Below are 16795 nucleotides of genomic sequence, written 5' to 3'. Positions count from 1 at the left end.
CCAAAGTCAAAAAGGTTTAATTCTTTTTTAAAATTTTTCCAGTCAAAAAAAGAAAGTATCTTTGCGGCCTGATTGGAAAACAATTAGATACATAAAAATCATTTTAACAATATTGGCATGTATTTGACAAAAGAAAAAAAAGAAGAAATTTTCAAGAAACACGGGGGTTCAGAGAAGAACACCGGTTCAACTGAAGGGCAGATTGCGTTGTTCACCCATCGCATAAACCACTTGACACAACACTTAAAAAATAACCACAAAGACTACAATACCGAGCGTTCATTGGTGAAGTTGGTAGGTAAAAGACGTAGCCTTTTGGATTATTTGAAGAAAAAGGATATTGAAAAATACCGAGCTCTGATTAAAGAATTGGGTATTAGAAAATAATGAAATAAGGGTGATTTTTGGTCACCCTTATTTAGTATGCTGCCCCGAAACATCGGGGGTTTCAGCATCCATTTAGATTGAAAAGACCCTGAATCAATACCGATAGCCATCGGGACGGTACAGGGCGAACAAAAAGCTACCCGTAGTTTTTCATTGGTCAACAACACAACACAACCCGACCGTCAGGATGGCGGCAGACCAAATGTTTAACGTGTCTACGTATTGTAGACAACACACAATTTTATGATTCCAAAAACTTTTAAAGAGGTCATTGACCTCGGTGACGGTAGGGAAATCTCTATCGAAACCGGAAAATTGGCAAAACAGGCCCATGGCTCTGTTGTAGTACAATCGGGCAAGTGTATGCTCTTGTGCACCGTTGTATCGAATTATCATGCCGCAGATGTGGACTTTCTTCCGCTAACTGTGGATTATAGGGAAAAATTTGCCGCAGCGGGACGTTACCCAGGCGGATTCTTCAAACGCGAGGCGAGACCAAGCGATGGCGAGGTATTGACCATGCGATTGGTAGACCGAGTATTGCGACCCTTATTTCCAAAAGATTATCATGCAGAAACACAGGTCATGATACAATTGATGTCACATGATGATGAAGTGATGCCTGATGCCATGGCTGGCCTAGCGGCTTCAGCGGCCATCCAATTATCTGACTTTCCGTTTGAATGTGCCATTTCAGAGGTCCGTGTGGGTCGTGTCAATGGAGAACTTATTATTAATCCGACCAGGGCGCAACTCAAAGAATCTGACATCGATATGGTCATCGGAGCATCAGCTGACTCAGTCATGATGGTCGAGGGCGAGATGGATGAAATTTCTGAAGAAGAAATGGTAGAGGCCATCAAATTTGCCCATGAAGCCATAAAAGCACAGTGTGCCGCACAGATAAAATTAGCGGAAGCCGTGGGCAAAAAAGAAGTTCGTGAATACGACCCCGAGGCTGAAGATGAAGAGCTGCAGAAGAAAGTTTACGATATGGCATACGATAAAGTGTATGCCGTGGCCAAGGCAGGTTCTGCAAAGCACGAAAGAAGTGAAGCCTTTTCAAGTATAAAAGAAGAAATCAAAGAAAGCTTTTCTGAGGAAGAATTGGATGAAATCGGAGGATTGATTTCAAAATATTACCACAAGGCAGAGAAAGAAGCTGTACGTAAACTGACTTTAGAAGAAGGGCTGCGTTTAGATGGCAGAAAAACCGATGAGATTCGCCCAATTTGGTGTGAAATTGACTATCTACCATCCGTGCATGGGTCGTCCATATTTACCAGAGGTGAAACACAGGCATTGGCTACGGTGACTCTGGGCACCTCTAGAGATGCAAATATCATCGACATGCCTTCTCATGAAGGGGAAGAAAAGTTTTACCTACACTACAATTTCCCTCCTTTTTCAACAGGTGAGGCACGACCAATTCGTGGAACATCGCGTAGAGAAGTGGGTCATGGAAACTTGGCGCAGAGAGCCTTGAAAGGTATGATTCCTGAAGATTGCCCATATACTGTAAGGGTCGTTTCAGAAGTGTTGGAATCCAACGGTTCCTCATCGATGGCTACCGTTTGTTCGGGCACCATGGCTTTGATGGATGCCGGGGTACAATTAAAGAAGCCTGTTTCTGGTATTGCCATGGGCTTGATTTCTGATGCCGATACCGGAAAATATGCTGTATTATCAGATATTTTGGGGGATGAGGATCACTTAGGCGATATGGATTTTAAAGTGACCGGTACAAAAGACGGCATTACGGCTTGCCAAATGGATATCAAAGTAAAGGGATTGTCTTATGAAATCTTGGTAAAAGCATTGATGCAAGCTAAGGATGGCAGGCTGCATATCCTAGAAAAATTGACCGATACCATAGCAGAACCAAATGCCGAGGTAAAATCTTATGCACCAAAGATTGTGACCAAAATCATTCCAGGAGAATATATCGGTGCAGTTATCGGTTCTGGCGGAAAAGTGATTCAAGAACTACAGAAAGAGACGAACACCACGATTGTCATCAATGAAGATCCCGATACCGAAGAAGGTATTGTTGAGATTTTGGGTACTGATCAAGCCGGTATCGACGCGGTCATCGCCAAAATTGAAGCTGTAATGTTCAAGCCTGAGGTTGGCAGCGTATACGAGGTCAAAGTCATCAAGATTCTTGATTTCGGAGCTGTAGTAGAATACACAGAGGCTCCCGGCAATGAAATCTTGTTGCACGTTTCTGAGTTGGCTTGGGAACGCACCGAAAATGTGACCGATGTTGTGAATATCGGTGATGTTTTTGATGTGAAATACTTCGGCTTTGATCCAAGGACCAAAAAAGAAAAGGTTTCAAGAAGGGCATTGTTGCAAAAACCTGAAGGCTACGAAGAACGCAAGCCAAGAAGGGACAACAACCGTGGTAACGACAGACGCCGCGACAATCGCAATAGAGGTCCGAGAAGAGACTAACCTTCAAGTATTAAAATAATTTGGAAGCCCTAGTTTTACTGGGGCTTTTTTAGTTCACATCAAATTAATTTTATCAAATTGTAACTTTTTTCACTTTCCTACGTATAACTTAATGAGCTATGCTCGTGAACTTAATTGAAAGGGAGAATTAGATGAGACAGTTAAAAATCACAAAACAGGTTACCAATAGGGAAACCGCCTCGTTGGACAAGTATTTACAAGAAATCGGTAAAGTTGACCTGATCACTGCCGAAGAAGAGGTAGAATTGGCCCAACGCATCAAAGCTGGTGACCAGACCGCACTCGAAAAATTGACAAAGGCCAATTTAAGGTTTGTGGTTTCGGTGGCCAAACAATACCAAAACCAGGGGTTGACACTTCCTGACTTGATTAATGAAGGAAACTTGGGATTGATCAAAGCAGCACAGCGTTTTGATGAAACCCGTGGTTTTAAATTTATATCGTACGCCGTTTGGTGGATTCGCCAATCGATTTTACAGGCATTGGCCGAACAATCGCGTATCGTGCGTCTACCATTGAACAAAATTGGCAGCATCAATAAGATCAACAAGACCTTTGCTTTCTTGGAGCAGGCCCATGAGCGTGTGCCCTCAGCTGAGGAAATCGCAAAAGAATTGGATATGACCGTTGAGGATGTAAAACAATCCCTCAAAAATTCTGGTCGTCACGTATCAATGGATGCGCCTCTGATTGATGGTGAAGATTCAAACCTTTACGACGTACTTAGAAGTGGTGAGTCACCAAATCCTGATAAAGAATTGTTGCACGAATCGTTGCGCACTGAGATTGAAAGGGCATTGGAGACCTTGACCCCAAGGGAAGCAGACGTTATCCGCCTATACTTTGGTTTGGCAGGGCAACACTCCATGACTTTGGAAGAGATTGGTGAAACCTTTGATTTGACCCGCGAACGCGTGCGCCAAATCAAAGAAAAAGCCATCCGCAGGCTCAAGCATACCTCACGAAGCAAGATTCTAAAGACCTATTTGGGTTAATCCTGATAGTTAACAGTACACAAATTACAGTTAAATAAACCTTAAATTGTTTTTTTGGCAAGAAAGTTGTAATTTGTAGCACTACAACAGTTTATCATGACTGTTCGTTTTTTGATTGATGAATAAACTCCGGCTGATTACCGGAGTTTTTCATTTTATACCTTCCATCTTATCAAAAACTGTTAATTTTTATGCATTAGACACCTAAATTTAGTTCATAGGCGTACATATTATATGAGTTTTACCATTGAAGTTCGTTTTTTAGGAGGATTGACCCCGACACAGCAGGAAGTTTTTGCAACTGCCGCCAACAGATGGTCAGAAATCATCACAGGTGATTTACCATCTGTTCAACTGGCAAATGGCGAAGTGGTCGATGATGTACGAATAGATGCCCAAGGAGCGAACATTGATGGCGAATCCGGTATTTTAGGGCAAGCAGGACCTACCCAATTGCGATCTGGAAGTTTTCTCCCTGCTACGGGCATGATGCGGTTCGATAGTGCAGACCTTGCACGTATGGAAGCTGAAAACAGCCTTTTGGATGTCATCATCCATGAAATGGGGCATGTTTTGGGCTTTGGCACGCTCTGGTCGGCCCAGTTTTTGAACCTAATTGAAGGTGAAGGTTCAGAGAATCCCATTTTTACAGGAGAAAATGCACAACAGGAGTACAACCAACTGACAGGTACTGATACCAGTAACGGAGTGCCCGTAGCCAATACAGGTGGTGCAGGTACCCGTAACGGGCATTGGCGTGAACGCACTTTTGACAATGAGCTGATGACGGGGTTTATCAATTCTGGTCAAAATCCGCTCAGCAGACTATCCATTGCGGCCTTTCAAGACATGGGCTATGAAGTGGATTACGAAGCAGCTGATGCTTACGTATTGCCCGACCTTACCCGACTGACACTAAAAGAGCTGAACGAGAACAATCAATGTAAAATGTGCAGCACAAAAATATTGAGGTGCACCCCGATAGTGCTGCCGGAATCTGCTTTTCTTTAAAAATTGGGAATCGTCTCTTCTAAAAATATGTAATTTTAAGAAGAAAGATGTGCGAGAAATCCCGATATGGAATTCAATCAGACCCTTCTCTTTTTCTTTAGTGCATTAGGTGCTTTCAATGGCCTGTGTTTAGGATTCTACTTTTTGTTGATTGCCAAACCGAAGCATATTGCCAGTCGTTTTTTGGGAGTTTTTCTTTTGATGCTCAGTGTTCGAATCGGTAAATCTGTTTTTTTCTATTTCAAACCTGACCTGGCTTTTATTTACCTACAGCTTGGTCTTTCAGCATGCTTTTTTGTGGGGCCTTTTCTATATTTCTATATAAAATCCATAATCCATTCCGGCAGTACTATTCGAAACGAATGGGTTTATCACACCGCACTGCTGCTTCCTTTCATTGTGGTTTTGGGTTATTTATATCCTTTTGAAACTAATATCCATCTATGGAGACCCTATATCATTTATTGCATCTACCTGCAATGGCTGGGTTATAGTTTGTTTTCAGGATGGATACTACGAAACAAAATAAAAAGACTGTTCCTTAAACCAAGGTCACTACAATCACATGATGTTTGGGTACTGAGTGTGTTCTTCGGCAATCTTGCCATATGGGCAGCCTATTTTTTCACCAACATTACTTACTATCTGGTTGGGGCCTTGACCTTCTCTTTTTTGTTCTATCTCTTGGCCTTACTGGTTTTTTTGAACCGAAAGAAAAATACTTCCATATTTATTCCTGACCAGAAGTATGCTGACAAAAGAATTGCAAAACAGGAAGCAAATCATCTTTTGGACAAATTGAACCATCTCATGGAAACGGAACAGCCGTATACAAATCCGAATCTCAAATTATCGGAGGTGGCCAAAAAAATACGGCTTTCAAGTCATCAGTTGTCACAACTGTTGAACGATAATTTGGGCAAAAGCTTCCCTGTGTATATCAACGAGTATCGTATTTTAAAAGCACAAAAACTATTGGCCACCAATACAAACCTGACCTTGGAAGCCATCGGCTATGAATGTGGGTTCAACTCAAAGTCAACATTTTACACTTCCTTTAAAGCCATAGTGGGCACTACCCCGAATAAATACAGAAGCCAGCTTCAAGGTTCACTTTTATAAATCAGGACTTCCATTTTATAACTCCCGACCTATATGAATTTTTAATATGAAAAATTGCCAAAAAAATTGGCAATGAAACAGCTATTTTCAGTAATCCTGCTCACCCTTGCTATAAGTTGCGCAGAAATAAGCTCTAAAGAGACAGACGGTAAAAATAAAAGTGTTGACAAAGAAATTGTTGAACAAGGGTCTCCGCGTGTGCTGTTCATCGTTTCAAACCAGCATACCTATGGTGATTCCGATATCAATACGGCCAATCATTTTGCTGAGATTGTTCTAGCCTACGATGTATTCAAAAAATCAGGATTTGAGGTAGATTTTGTGAGTCCACGAGGTGGCGCCATCCCTATCGGATATCTAAATACTTCCGACCCTATTGAAAAGCGATACCTCTATGATTTTGGATTCATGAAAAAACTGAAAACCACCATGAAGCCTGATGAAATAAATCCCCAACAATATCAAGCGGTTTATTATGGAGGCGGTGGGGCGGCCATGTTCGGGGTTCCTGAAGATGAATCCATTCAAGAAATAGCCATGAAAATCTACAACGAGCAAAACGGTGTGGTTTCCGCCATTTGTCATGGCACAGCAGGTATTGTAAATCTCAAAACCCATGACGGCGAATTTCTTTACAGCGATAAAGAGGTCAATGGCTTCCCTGATCTATTTGAGAATAAAGATGCTCGTTACTATCAAGAATTTCCGTTTTCTATAGAAGAAACCATCAAAGAACGTGGTGGAAATTTTAGATACTCGGAAGAGGGTTGGGACAATTTCTTTGTGGTCGACGGTCGGTTGATAACTGGGCAAGATCCAACTGCTGCGGCTTCAGTAGCAGAAGAAGTTGTGAAAGCCTTAAAAATCGAATAAGAAAAAGTATAAAATCAATAGTATGACAAAAAATGTGTTTCCACTCGTTCTATCTTTTCTTTTGTATTGTTTGGCATATACACAAGTAACACCAAAAGGCCAACAACAAATTGACAGCATTTTCAGTGAATGGAATACCAATGAAAAGCCAGGGATGGCTGCGGGACTCATCTATGGGGATGACATTCGATATACGATGGCTTACGGTCTGGCCGATATAGAAAATGGGCATCCAAATACTACCCAGACCAAATTTCAAGTTGATCATTTATCAAGGCAGTTCACAGTTTTGGCGGTTCTATTATTGGAGAAACAAGGGAAACTCTCGCTACAAGATCCTGTGAGCAAATATGTCGCTGAGCTACCTGACTTCAAAAAGCCTCTTTTGATATCACATTTGGTGAACCATTCCAGCGGGTTAAACGATTACGAGGTGGTCAAAGGTTTATTGGGAATTCGCGAGGATCATGTCTTTACCCATGAAGATGCACTTCGTCTTATTTACAATCAAAAAGAGCCCAATTTTACACCAGGCACTGATTTCTCATACATCACATCAAAAACAGAATTGACCCTTTTGGCCGAAATTGTAAAAAAAGTGTCCAGTCAATCTCTCGATGAATTTGCACAAAAGAACATCTTTGGACCATTACAGATGAAGCACAGTCTGTTTTGTGAAGATTACCAACAAATTATAAGTGAAAAAGCGCATTCTTATCACACTCCTGAAAACGGTTTTAAAAGAAAGGTATTGAATCAAGGCCATGCTGGCCCTACGAACCTCTACACTTCAGCAGAAGATTTATTAAAATGGTACGCAAATTTTATGGCTAAACCCAGCGACGAGCTTACCGAACTGATTCAAAAATTGGATACTCCCGTAACCCTCGACAATGGCAATACTTATGATTCAGCTTGGGGGAGAATGACACTGGGACGGTCTTTCTTTCACAAAGAACGTGGTGAGCCAGCCTATTGGCAATATGGTCTGGTCGGTGGGTACGGAGCCAATGTATTCCGATTTCCTGAACAACGACTCATCTCTTTTGTCTTGGGCAACAATGATAGCTACAACGGCTATCCTGCCATGATGCATGCCAATCATTATATCGAGGATAAATATCCCGAACCCAATGTGGTTGAAATTCCGAAATCAAAGACAAGAAAACCAACACTTGATTACTACAAAAAGATTGAAGGCCATTACTGGAATGCAAAACGAGGATTGGCACGAAGAATCTATGTCTCCAACGACAGTCTGTTCTATGCAAGAGTAGGTCAAGAGCAAGGACTGCCTTTAATTCCGTTGGATAAAAACAAATTTCAGCTACAAGTCGAAAGCGACGACAAAATCTATTTCAACTTTAGTGAAGAGAATGGACAACAAACCTATGAAGCCATCTCTGGCGGCAGTAGCCCAAGTAAATATGTAAAATATGTGCCTACTGAATATTCTGAGAGGCAATTACAAGAGTTCACAGGGGATTTTTACGAACCAAACCTGGCTTGTGTTTATCGGTTCAACATCAAAGAAGGTATTCTTTACGCACAAAGCCCTACAGGTCGTATTATTGAATTATCACCTGTTATCCAAGATACGTTTAGAAGCAATGTTTGGTCATTGGCAAGTGTGGTTTACCAAAGAGATATCAACGGCACCATCACTGGTTTTAAAATCAATACTGACGGACTGCAGAATTTGGAGTTTATTAAAATTAAACCAAAAGCTGATTCGTAAAAAGTTCAAAAACCATTTTGCTACTTTTGCTCAACAAAACACAAGTAGTTCATGAGCGAACGTTTGATAGCCCCTTCTTTATTGGCAGCTGACTTTGCCAATCTTCAGAGAGACATTGAAATGGTGAACCAAAGTAAAGCCGATTGGTTTCATTTGGATATTATGGATGGCATTTTTGTACCCAACATTTCTTTTGGAATGCCCGTCGTCAAAGCCATTGCACAACATGCCCAAAAACCGTTGGACGTTCACTTGATGATTGTTGACCCTGACCGATATATTCAAACATTCTCTGATTTGGGGGCCAATACGCTGACTGTGCATTATGAAGCCTGCACCCATTTGCACCGTACCTTACAGGCCATCAAAAGTGAGGGAATGTCTGCGGGAGTTGCACTGAACCCACATACATCTGTTGACTTATTGAAAGACACCATTCAAGATATCGATTTAGTTTGTATGATGAGTGTCAATCCGGGTTTTGGAGGTCAATCATTCATAGAAAACACCTATAATAAAGTATCGGCATTGAAAGAAATCGTCGAGCAAAAAAATACAAAGACCTTGATTGAAATTGATGGGGGTGTCAATGCTGATAATGCCAAAAGACTGATGGATGCAGGAGCGGATGTATTGGTCGCTGGTAGTTTTGTGTTCAAAAGTGCACATCCTACCCAAACCATCAAAGATTTAAAGGAAGCCATTGTCTGATGAAGCAATTTGATGTTATCATTATAGGTGGAGGCCCCATTGGCATTGCCTGTGGACTGGAAGCCAAAAAGAAAGAACAGTCATATCTAATTATTGAAAAGGGTCCGATAGTCAATTCACTGTTCAACTACCCCATCAATATGCAGTTTTTCTCATCTTCTGAAAAACTAGAAATAGATGAGATTCCCTTTATCAGCAAAGAGGCCAAACCCAAACGTAACGAGGCCCTTGAATATTATCGTAGAATTGTCACCTCGAACAATCTCAACATCCATCTATTCGAAAAAGTCATCGAGGTCACAAAATCAACTGGTTTTTCTGTAAAAACGGACAAAGACACCTACTTGGCTGACAATATTATTGTGGCCACTGGTTTTTATGACCTTCCGAACAAAATCAATGTGCCTGGTGAAGATTTGCCCAAGGTTTCCCACTATTATAAAGACCCCCACTTTTACGCAAGTCAAAAATTGGCGGTCATCGGCGCCAGTAATTCTGCCATTGATGCAGCATTGGAATGCTGGCGAAAAGGGTCTGAAGTCACTCTGATCATTCGTGGGCCAGAAGTGGGGCAACGGGTCAAATATTGGGTACGGCCCGATATTATCAACCGTATCGAAGAGGGAAGCATCAAAGCCTATTACAACGCTAAGGTCAAAGAAATCAAGGAAACCGAAATCGTTGTTGACACTCCAGACGGTGACATCACTTTGAAAAATGATTTTGTGCTGGCCCTCACTGGGTATATGCCCAATTTTGAATTTCTCGAAAGTTTGGGCATCGAGCTATCTAAAGATGAAAAGCGATTGCCCAACTACAATCCCAATACTATGGAGACCAATGTCGAGGGATTATATCTTGCTGGGGTCATCTGTGGCGGTATGGAAACCCATAAATGGTTTATAGAAAATTCAAGGGTTCATGCGCCGATAATCATCAGCTCCATACAAAAGAAAAAAGAAGAGCAAGTTTCCAATTAATCTACTTTTATCTGTGAGGATTGGCCCTTCCCCTCCTTTAAAGTCCTCCACTAAATGCGGAAGGCTGCTTTGAAAACCAAAAAGCCCGCTTGCAAATTCAAAGTTGAAAATGTTTTCTTGAAGGATTGGCTCCGCCCTTCCCTCAAAGCTCCACCTTGAAAATCAACAAAAGAAAACTCACCTACTATAAAACAAAAGCAAGCTATGTTTTCTAGCTTGCTTCGTTTTCAACTTTTTGTTGATTTATTCGTGACCACGGAGGGATTCAAACCCCCGACCGCTGGAGCCGAAATCCAGTGCTCTATTCAGCTGAGCTACGTGGCCAAATTCCGAGCACAAAGCGACGGAATCTTTTTAATTTTTTCTAATTTTTACTTCGAAAGCTTAGCCTTCACGATAGTCGAAATCGTCTTCCCATCAGCTTGCCCAGCCAATTCTTTGGATACCATCCCCATGACCTTACCCATATCTTGCATGCCTGATGCTCCTATGGAATCAATGGTCTGCACCACAACCTTTTCAATTTCTTCCTCGGTAAGCTGCTCAGGCAAAAATCGTTCTATCACAGCAACTTGCGCCAATTCAGGCTCTGCTAAATCATTTCTGCCCTGCTCTTGATACACAGCGGCGCTGTCTTTACGCTGCTTGACCAATTTCTGTACCAACTTGATTTCTTCTTCTTCGGTCAGTTCTGCACCTGCACCTTTATCGGTCTTGGCAAGCAATATGGCAGATTTGATGGCACGCAACGATTCTAAGGCTACCGTATCTTTGGCTTTCATTGCCACTTTCATGTCATTCATCACCTTTTCTTGCAAAGCCATTTTACCTGTTATTTAGGGCTGCGAAGATAATAAAGAATTTTTATGAAAGCTGATTGAAAGTCGTAATTAAGTACCGCAAATCAATTTATAAATTTTATATACAAAATAGCGACCCCTACAAAGTGCCAAGGTTGTTCGATCATCAAATTTCAAAACAGTCTCTTACTAAAAATAAACCCGAAAGTCTGTCGGACTTCCGGGTCTAAACATCCATTTAAAATGGAAACAAACTAAACACTACTAATCAACATTATCATGTAAAAATGAATTGTTCGAGCGCAATTGCATCTCGTCATTGCTATCTTCTCCCAAGGTAGTTCTAGATACTTTTTGCTCTTTTGGTGGGTCGTTCAAATCTACCTCCCTCCTTTTGTAGGCAGGCTGTTTTTCAAGGTCATCAATACTGTTACTGCCATTCTTGAACTTATAATTGAAGTTTTTCAACTTTTTTCGTCTTTCATCTGCCCTTTCTTTCAACAAATCTTCAATAGAACTGTTCATGGGATCTACATGCCCAGAAGCATTTTGTTCACCGCCTGTAGAGGCCTTTGTTTCCACAACCTTTTTTTCAAAGACCAGCTCATCGTCTTTTAACTTGGGCTCGTGGGTTTCGGCCAATGAGGTTGCTCCGGTCAGCTTGGTCTCCAGTTCCATATACTCTTGAAGGTTGTAACGGGTCTCTCCCTCTTTTTGATAATCCAATACCGGGTTTACTTCAATGTACTCATTGACGTTCACATTCTTCACTTCTGCATCCAAATCAAACGTAATGGTATGCTCTTTTTCTTCCTCCTCAGCATTTTCTTGGCTTAGAGGCATGTCAAATGCCAATGCAAATTGGTCTTCCTCAACAGCTTCAGGTGCAACTACTTCGGGGTCAATGACTTCTATATCATTAATGATGTTCTTGGCTTCAATAATGATAAAATCATCTTCAACATTCTCAGCAACTACTTCTTCATAAAACACATTAAAATTTCTTATATAAGAGGTAGTGGGAATCAAATCACTTTCAGGCTCTCGTACTTCTTGGATTGTTTCGTGGGTGGCCTCAGGCTCATCTTCATCTTCATCTTCCGATAACGTATGCTTAATGACCGGTTCATCGACTGGTGCAGCTGATGAACCATCGGTTGATAGTTCTTGTTCAGCCCTTTGATCATCTTCAAGCGTGTGGATGATTTTCTTGGTCTCGGTATTGACAATATCATTTTGTTGGTCTACATTAAAGCCAGTTGCAATTACCGTAACGGCAATGGCCTCACCCAAATCTTCATCTTCGCCAACACCCATGATGATATTGGCCCCGTGACCGGCCTCAATTTGAATATGGTCGTTGATCTCGCCGATTTCATCAATGGTGATTTCTTGTGATCCAGAAACAATCAACAACAGAACGTTCTTGGCACCTGTAATCTTGTTGTCGTTCAGCAAGGGAGAATCTAAAGCCTTTGTAATGGCCTCATTGGCCCTGTTTGATCCCGTAGCCATCGCAGAGCCCATAATGGCAGTACCACTATCGGACAAAACTGTCTTGGCATCACGCAGGTCGATATTTTGCGTATAGTGATGGGTAATTACCTCGGCAATGCCGCGAGCAGCGGTTGACAGCACTTCATCGGCCTTTGAAAAGCCAGCCTTAAACCCAAGGTTGCCATACACCTCGCGCAGCTTGTTGTTGTTTATGACGATAAGCGAATCGACATTGTTCCTTAATTTTTCAATGCCTAATTGTGCTTGTTTGTTCCGCATGGCACCTTCAAACTGAAAAGGAATCGTTACGATACCCACGGTAAGAATGTCCATTTCACGGGCCAACTTGGCAATGATTGGGGCGGCGCCCGTACCCGTACCCCCACCCATGCCAGCAGTGATAAATACCATTTTGGTGTTGTTCTCGAACATGGTCTTGATTTCTTCCATGCTCTCCATAGCAGCTTGTTCACCCACTTCAGGATTGGCCCCCGCTCCCAAACCTTCGGTCAATGAAACACCCAACTGGATCTTGTTGGGCACTGAACTGTTCTGTAATGCCTGTGCATCAGTATTGCAAATCACAAAATCAACGCCGTTGATGCCTGCTTGAAACATGTGGTTGATGGCATTGCTTCCACCGCCGCCGACGCCAATGACTTTTATCACGTTGCTCTTGTTCTTTGGCAGGTCAAAAGCGATGTTGTCAAATTCGTTGCTCTTACTCATGATTGTTTTCTTACGGGTTATAAATTATATTTTTACTATTATTCTGCGTTGTCTAAAAAGTCTTTCAACTTCTCAGACCATTTATCGAATATTGATTTTCGTTCTTTTTGTACAACTCTCGACTGGGCTTCGCCCATACTGGCTTCTTCCCCCACCAAAATCTCTTCGTTTTCAATTGCTTCTTGGCCTATTTCATTGATCTTATTCTCATTTTCTAAAGCATTCATCAACAGACCAACAGCTGTGGCATACAACGGACTCGCAATTTCTTCATCTGAATCGCCCGCCAAATGTTCATTCGGGTATCCGATACGGGTGTCCATGCCCGTGATGTACTCAACCAATTGCTTAAGGTGTTTCAACTGGCTACCGCCCCCAGTCAATACAATACCTGCAATGAGCTTCTTCTTTTGGTCTTCGTGGCCGTAGTTCTTGATTTCGACATAGACCTGTTCGATGATTTCGACCACCCGGGCATGAATGATCTTTGAAAGGTTCTTCAAAGTGATTTCTTTCGGCTCCCTTCCACGCAATCCGGGGATGGATACAATCTCGTTGTCCTTGTTTTCACCTGGCCAAGCGGAACCAAATTTGATTTTCAAGAGTTCGGCCTGTTTTTCTATGATGGAGCACCCTTCCTTAATATCTTCGGTTATGACATTACCACCAAAAGGAATGACGGCCGTATGGCGGATAATCCCATCCTTGAAAATGGCCAAATCGGTGGTACCGCCCCCTATGTCAATCAAAGCTACACCAGCTTCTTTTTCTTCTTGGCTCAAAACCGCCTCTGCGGACGCCAATGGCTCTAACGTAATGTTGCCCAAGTCAAGTCCGGCACTTTTGATGCACCGGCCAATATTTTTGATGGAGGAAACCTGTCCGACCACGACATGGAAATTGGCTTCCAACCGCCCGCCATACATGCCAATGGGCTGCTTGATTTCTGATTGCCCATCCACTTTATATTCTTGCGGCAATACATGAATGATTTCTTCACCGGGAAGCATCACCAATTTGTAGACCTGGTTGCAGAGTTTGTCAAGGTCGTCTTCATTGATGACTTCTTCAGAATCAGGTCTTGTGATGTAATCACTGTGGTGTAGACTTCTAATATGTTGGCCAGCGATGCCCACGACCACCGAGCCAATTTTTAAACCCGCATCAACTTCTGCCTGCTCTACGGCCTGCTGAATGGAAGAAATTGTCTGGGTGATGTTGTTCACCACACCACGGTGTACCCCAAGACTTTTTGAACGGCCCGTACCCAAGATTTCAATCTTGCCATATTCGTTCTCCCTTCCAATAATGGCGACGATTTTGGTGGTACCAATGTCTAATCCTACTGAATAATTGCCCTGTTTCATGTGCTATATTTTAGTGCAAACTACCTGATTATCAAACTCTAAGCTCACTACTGCGTATTTTTCGAGTGTGTTGTCTTTATTGGCCTTCACATAAAAGGCCCTAAAATTCTTGAACTTCTCATCAAGGTTGTCAACGCCTCCCAAATTCACCACAAAATTTTCCAATCGAAATTTCAATTGGTATTTATCTTCATCCTCAATGTGAATGCCGATTACATTTTTTCTCAAAAAATCATCCCTATTGATATATTCCAAAATGATGTAGGCATCTTCAAGGCTCTTACCCGTAATCTTGCCCGTGATAATAGGCACACGTGCTGAATGGTGCCTTGACAATGGCATACGTTCGCCCGTATCATCCAAATAAAATTTAGTGACACCTGCTACTCTTGCAATAGGTTTTCGCTGAACGATTTTAGAAATCAACTCACCATCAACGGTGAGGTAGACTTGGGCATTTTTTACCATAGGATTCGATTCGATTATCGTCTCTATGGTATTCAAAACTACTTGTTCTTTTGCCCTATTTTTTACGCTGCCGTGATTTTGTATTAACAATTTATTAACCGAGTCTTCGGTAAGATATAAATCACTGTCTCCCAAAAATTTAATGGAAATGTTATTGATGTTTTTCTGCTTGCTTCGATAATCTGCGAAGCCATAAAGGCTGACGATTGCCATAAGCAAAGCTGAAAATTTGATATACTTCATTTTAACTCGCATAGGCCAATGCTTTTTTTATTTTGGGCACCTCAAGACCAATGTCGCCCGCGCCCATCGTTATCAAAATATCGGTTTTGGCACTCTGTATTTCTTGTACCAAATTTTTCTTTTGGATTAATTTTTTATTTGGATTTTCAATCTTTTGCAGCAACCACGAAGCGGTGATCCCCGCAATGGCTTCTTCACGTGCAGGGTAGATTTCCAGCAACAACACCTCGTCGAACTTGGACAAGCTTTTTGCAAACTCATCGCCAAAATCCTTAGTTCTTGAAAAGAGATGGGGCTGAAAAACAACAAGCACCTTACTATCGGGATGCATTTCATTCACCGCTTGGTGCACCGCATCAATTTCTTTGGGATGATGGGCATAATCATCAATAAAAACAAAGTCATCGCCCTTTATTTGATATGAAAATCTGCGTTGAACCCCTTTAAATGTGGCCAGCGCAACTGCAAGGTCTGATGTAGAAAAACCTGCTTCAGCTGCCATGGCGAATGCTGCCAAGGCATTCAATAGATTATGGCGGCCCGGTTTGTTGAACTTGACCCCCTCTAAAACTTCAGAGGGGATTTTCAAATTCACAATGTAGGTGCCATGTTCAATCTTAATGTTTTCGATACAATAGTCGGAATCATCCTCAATACCGTAGGTAATTCCTTGGATGGGAAGTCCGTTTCGAACGATAAGTTTCCCGCCCTGCTTGAGCTTGCCCGCAAATTCTTCAAATGATTTTTTAAGCTCCGTACCGCTTCCATAAATATCGAGATGGTCAGCATCCATAGAAGTGATGCAGGCAATGTTCGGGCTCAGCCTTAAAAAAGAACGGTCATACTCGTCTGCCTCTACCACCGAATAGTCAGTGCCCTTCAGCAAGAAGTTGCTATTGAAATCCTCTGAAATTCCTCCCAAGAAAGCGGTCATCGGAGCGTCGACCTCATTGAGCAAATGTGCCAAAATACAGGACGTTGTGGTTTTGCCATGGGTACCCGCCACCGCAAAACAAAAAGAGTCTTTGGTAATCAACCCCAATATTTCAGAACGTTTGAGGAGCTGAAATCCGTTGGACTCGAAATATTGGTATTCAGAGTGGGTCTGCGGTACCGCCGGGGTGTATACCACCAATGTGTCTTCAGAATTTTTAAAGGCCTTCGAAATACGGTTCACATCATCTTCAAAATGAACAGCAATACCAAGCCCTGCAAGTTCATCGGTTAGGGGAGTTTGGGTTTTGTCATAACCTGCCACATTCATCCCTAAATGTTTGAAATAGCGCGCCAGGGCCGACATGCCGATGCCACCGATACCAATAAAATAGACGTTATGTATGTTTTTCAAGTTCAAAATCAAGTATCAAATTCAATCGTTTTGTTCTCTACCATTTCC

Annotated in this window: 14 protein-coding genes and 1 tRNA gene; 9 read left to right on the top strand and 6 right to left on the bottom strand. The window is 42.1% G+C overall.

Going from position 1 to position 16795, the window contains the following annotated elements; all coding sequences use genetic code 11:
• Positions 1–117: 117 nt before the first annotated feature.
• The 9 genes from rpsO (at position 118) to AAAH86_RS11085 (ending at position 10295) form a co-directional block, all read left to right on the top strand.
• The gene (gene rpsO, locus AAAH86_RS11125) at positions 118–387 is read left to right on the top strand and encodes a 30S ribosomal protein S15 (protein ID WP_343487691.1); all 270 of its coding nucleotides are present in this window, start codon (positions 118–120) and stop codon (positions 385–387) included.
• A gap of 243 nt (positions 388–630) precedes the next feature.
• Positions 631–2844 carry a polyribonucleotide nucleotidyltransferase gene (locus AAAH86_RS11120; RefSeq protein ID WP_343487689.1) on the top strand — a complete coding sequence of 738 codons (2214 nt, stop codon included), beginning with the start codon at positions 631–633 and terminating at the stop codon, positions 2842–2844.
• A 152-nt stretch (positions 2845–2996) separates the two neighbouring features.
• Complete coding sequence (locus AAAH86_RS11115; RefSeq protein WP_343487688.1) at positions 2997–3860, top strand: sigma-70 family RNA polymerase sigma factor; 864 nt, start codon at positions 2997–2999, stop codon at positions 3858–3860.
• Positions 3861–4094: 234 nt separating this feature from the next.
• Positions 4095–4871: a leishmanolysin-related zinc metalloendopeptidase gene (locus AAAH86_RS11110; protein WP_343487687.1), complete on the top strand. Its 777-nt coding sequence runs from the start codon at positions 4095–4097 to the stop codon at positions 4869–4871.
• 66 nt (positions 4872–4937) lie between these two features.
• A complete protein-coding gene (locus AAAH86_RS11105; protein WP_343487686.1) occupies positions 4938–5993 on the top strand; it encodes a helix-turn-helix domain-containing protein in 1056 nt (351 codons plus the stop codon).
• Between the two features lie 72 nt (positions 5994–6065).
• Entirely contained in the window at positions 6066–6866 is an 801-nt protein-coding gene (locus tag AAAH86_RS11100; protein WP_343487684.1) for a type 1 glutamine amidotransferase domain-containing protein, read from the top strand.
• Between the two features lie 22 nt (positions 6867–6888).
• Positions 6889–8604 (top strand): serine hydrolase domain-containing protein, encoded by a 1716-nt coding sequence (locus AAAH86_RS11095; RefSeq protein ID WP_343487683.1) that lies wholly within the window; start codon positions 6889–6891, stop codon positions 8602–8604.
• 51 nt (positions 8605–8655) lie between these two features.
• Entirely contained in the window at positions 8656–9315 is a 660-nt protein-coding gene (gene rpe, locus AAAH86_RS11090; protein ID WP_343487681.1) for a ribulose-phosphate 3-epimerase, read from the top strand.
• Entirely contained in the window at positions 9315–10295 is a 981-nt protein-coding gene (locus AAAH86_RS11085) for a YpdA family putative bacillithiol disulfide reductase (RefSeq protein ID WP_343487680.1), read from the top strand. Before rpe ends, AAAH86_RS11085 begins: the two co-directional genes overlap by 1 nt.
• Positions 10296–10545: 250 nt before the next feature.
• Here the strand turns inward: AAAH86_RS11085 and AAAH86_RS11080 are convergent.
• From AAAH86_RS11080 to murC, 6 genes are all read right to left on the bottom strand, one after another.
• A tRNA-Arg gene (locus tag AAAH86_RS11080) sits at positions 10546–10619 on the bottom strand.
• A gap of 47 nt (positions 10620–10666) precedes the next feature.
• Positions 10667–11119: a GatB/YqeY domain-containing protein gene (locus AAAH86_RS11075; RefSeq protein WP_343487679.1), complete on the bottom strand. Its 453-nt coding sequence runs from the start codon at positions 11117–11119 to the stop codon at positions 10667–10669.
• Positions 11120–11359: 240 nt separating this feature from the next.
• Complete coding sequence (ftsZ, locus tag AAAH86_RS11070) at positions 11360–13321, bottom strand: cell division protein FtsZ (protein ID WP_343487678.1); 1962 nt, start codon at positions 13319–13321, stop codon at positions 11360–11362.
• A gap of 38 nt (positions 13322–13359) precedes the next feature.
• Positions 13360–14688 carry a cell division protein FtsA gene (gene ftsA / locus AAAH86_RS11065; protein WP_343487677.1) on the bottom strand — a complete coding sequence of 443 codons (1329 nt, stop codon included), beginning with the start codon at positions 14686–14688 and terminating at the stop codon, positions 13360–13362.
• Between the two features lie 3 nt (positions 14689–14691).
• On the bottom strand, positions 14692–15399 hold the full coding sequence (locus tag AAAH86_RS11060) for a hypothetical protein (RefSeq protein WP_343487676.1): 708 nt from the start codon (positions 15397–15399) through the stop codon (positions 14692–14694).
• Position 15400: 1 nt separating this feature from the next.
• A complete protein-coding gene (murC, locus tag AAAH86_RS11055; protein ID WP_343487675.1) occupies positions 15401–16753 on the bottom strand; it encodes a UDP-N-acetylmuramate--L-alanine ligase in 1353 nt (450 codons plus the stop codon).
• Positions 16754–16795: the final 42 nt, after the last annotated feature.

This window comes from Allomuricauda sp. d1, assembly GCF_039592695.1.
In the GTDB taxonomy this organism is placed as follows: Bacteria; Bacteroidota; Bacteroidia; order Flavobacteriales; family Flavobacteriaceae; genus Flagellimonas_A.
Note: the sequence above shows the minus strand (reverse complement) of the source record. Positions and strands in the feature narration are given on the sequence as shown.

Bases quoted from the DNA above. Each gene is read 5' to 3' on its own strand.
- rpsO (WP_343487691.1), top strand. From the start codon at position 118: ATGTATTTGACAAAAGAAAAAAAAGAAGAAATTTTCAAGAAACACGGG.
- AAAH86_RS11120 (WP_343487689.1), top strand. From the start codon at position 631: ATGATTCCAAAAACTTTTAAAGAGGTCATTGACCTCGGTGACGGTAGG.
- AAAH86_RS11115 (WP_343487688.1), top strand. From the start codon at position 2,997: ATGAGACAGTTAAAAATCACAAAACAGGTTACCAATAGGGAAACCGCC.
- AAAH86_RS11110 (WP_343487687.1), top strand. From the start codon at position 4,095: ATGAGTTTTACCATTGAAGTTCGTTTTTTAGGAGGATTGACCCCGACA.
- AAAH86_RS11105 (WP_343487686.1), top strand. From the start codon at position 4,938: ATGGAATTCAATCAGACCCTTCTCTTTTTCTTTAGTGCATTAGGTGCT.
- AAAH86_RS11100 (WP_343487684.1), top strand. From the start codon at position 6,066: ATGAAACAGCTATTTTCAGTAATCCTGCTCACCCTTGCTATAAGTTGC.
- AAAH86_RS11095 (WP_343487683.1), top strand. From the start codon at position 6,889: ATGACAAAAAATGTGTTTCCACTCGTTCTATCTTTTCTTTTGTATTGT.
- rpe (WP_343487681.1), top strand. From the start codon at position 8,656: ATGAGCGAACGTTTGATAGCCCCTTCTTTATTGGCAGCTGACTTTGCC.
- AAAH86_RS11085 (WP_343487680.1), top strand. From the start codon at position 9,315: ATGAAGCAATTTGATGTTATCATTATAGGTGGAGGCCCCATTGGCATT.
- AAAH86_RS11075 (WP_343487679.1), bottom strand. From the start codon at position 11,119: ATGGCTTTGCAAGAAAAGGTGATGAATGACATGAAAGTGGCAATGAAA.
- ftsZ (WP_343487678.1), bottom strand. From the start codon at position 13,321: ATGAGTAAGAGCAACGAATTTGACAACATCGCTTTTGACCTGCCAAAG.
- ftsA (WP_343487677.1), bottom strand. From the start codon at position 14,688: ATGAAACAGGGCAATTATTCAGTAGGATTAGACATTGGTACCACCAAA.
- AAAH86_RS11060 (WP_343487676.1), bottom strand. From the start codon at position 15,399: ATGAAGTATATCAAATTTTCAGCTTTGCTTATGGCAATCGTCAGCCTT.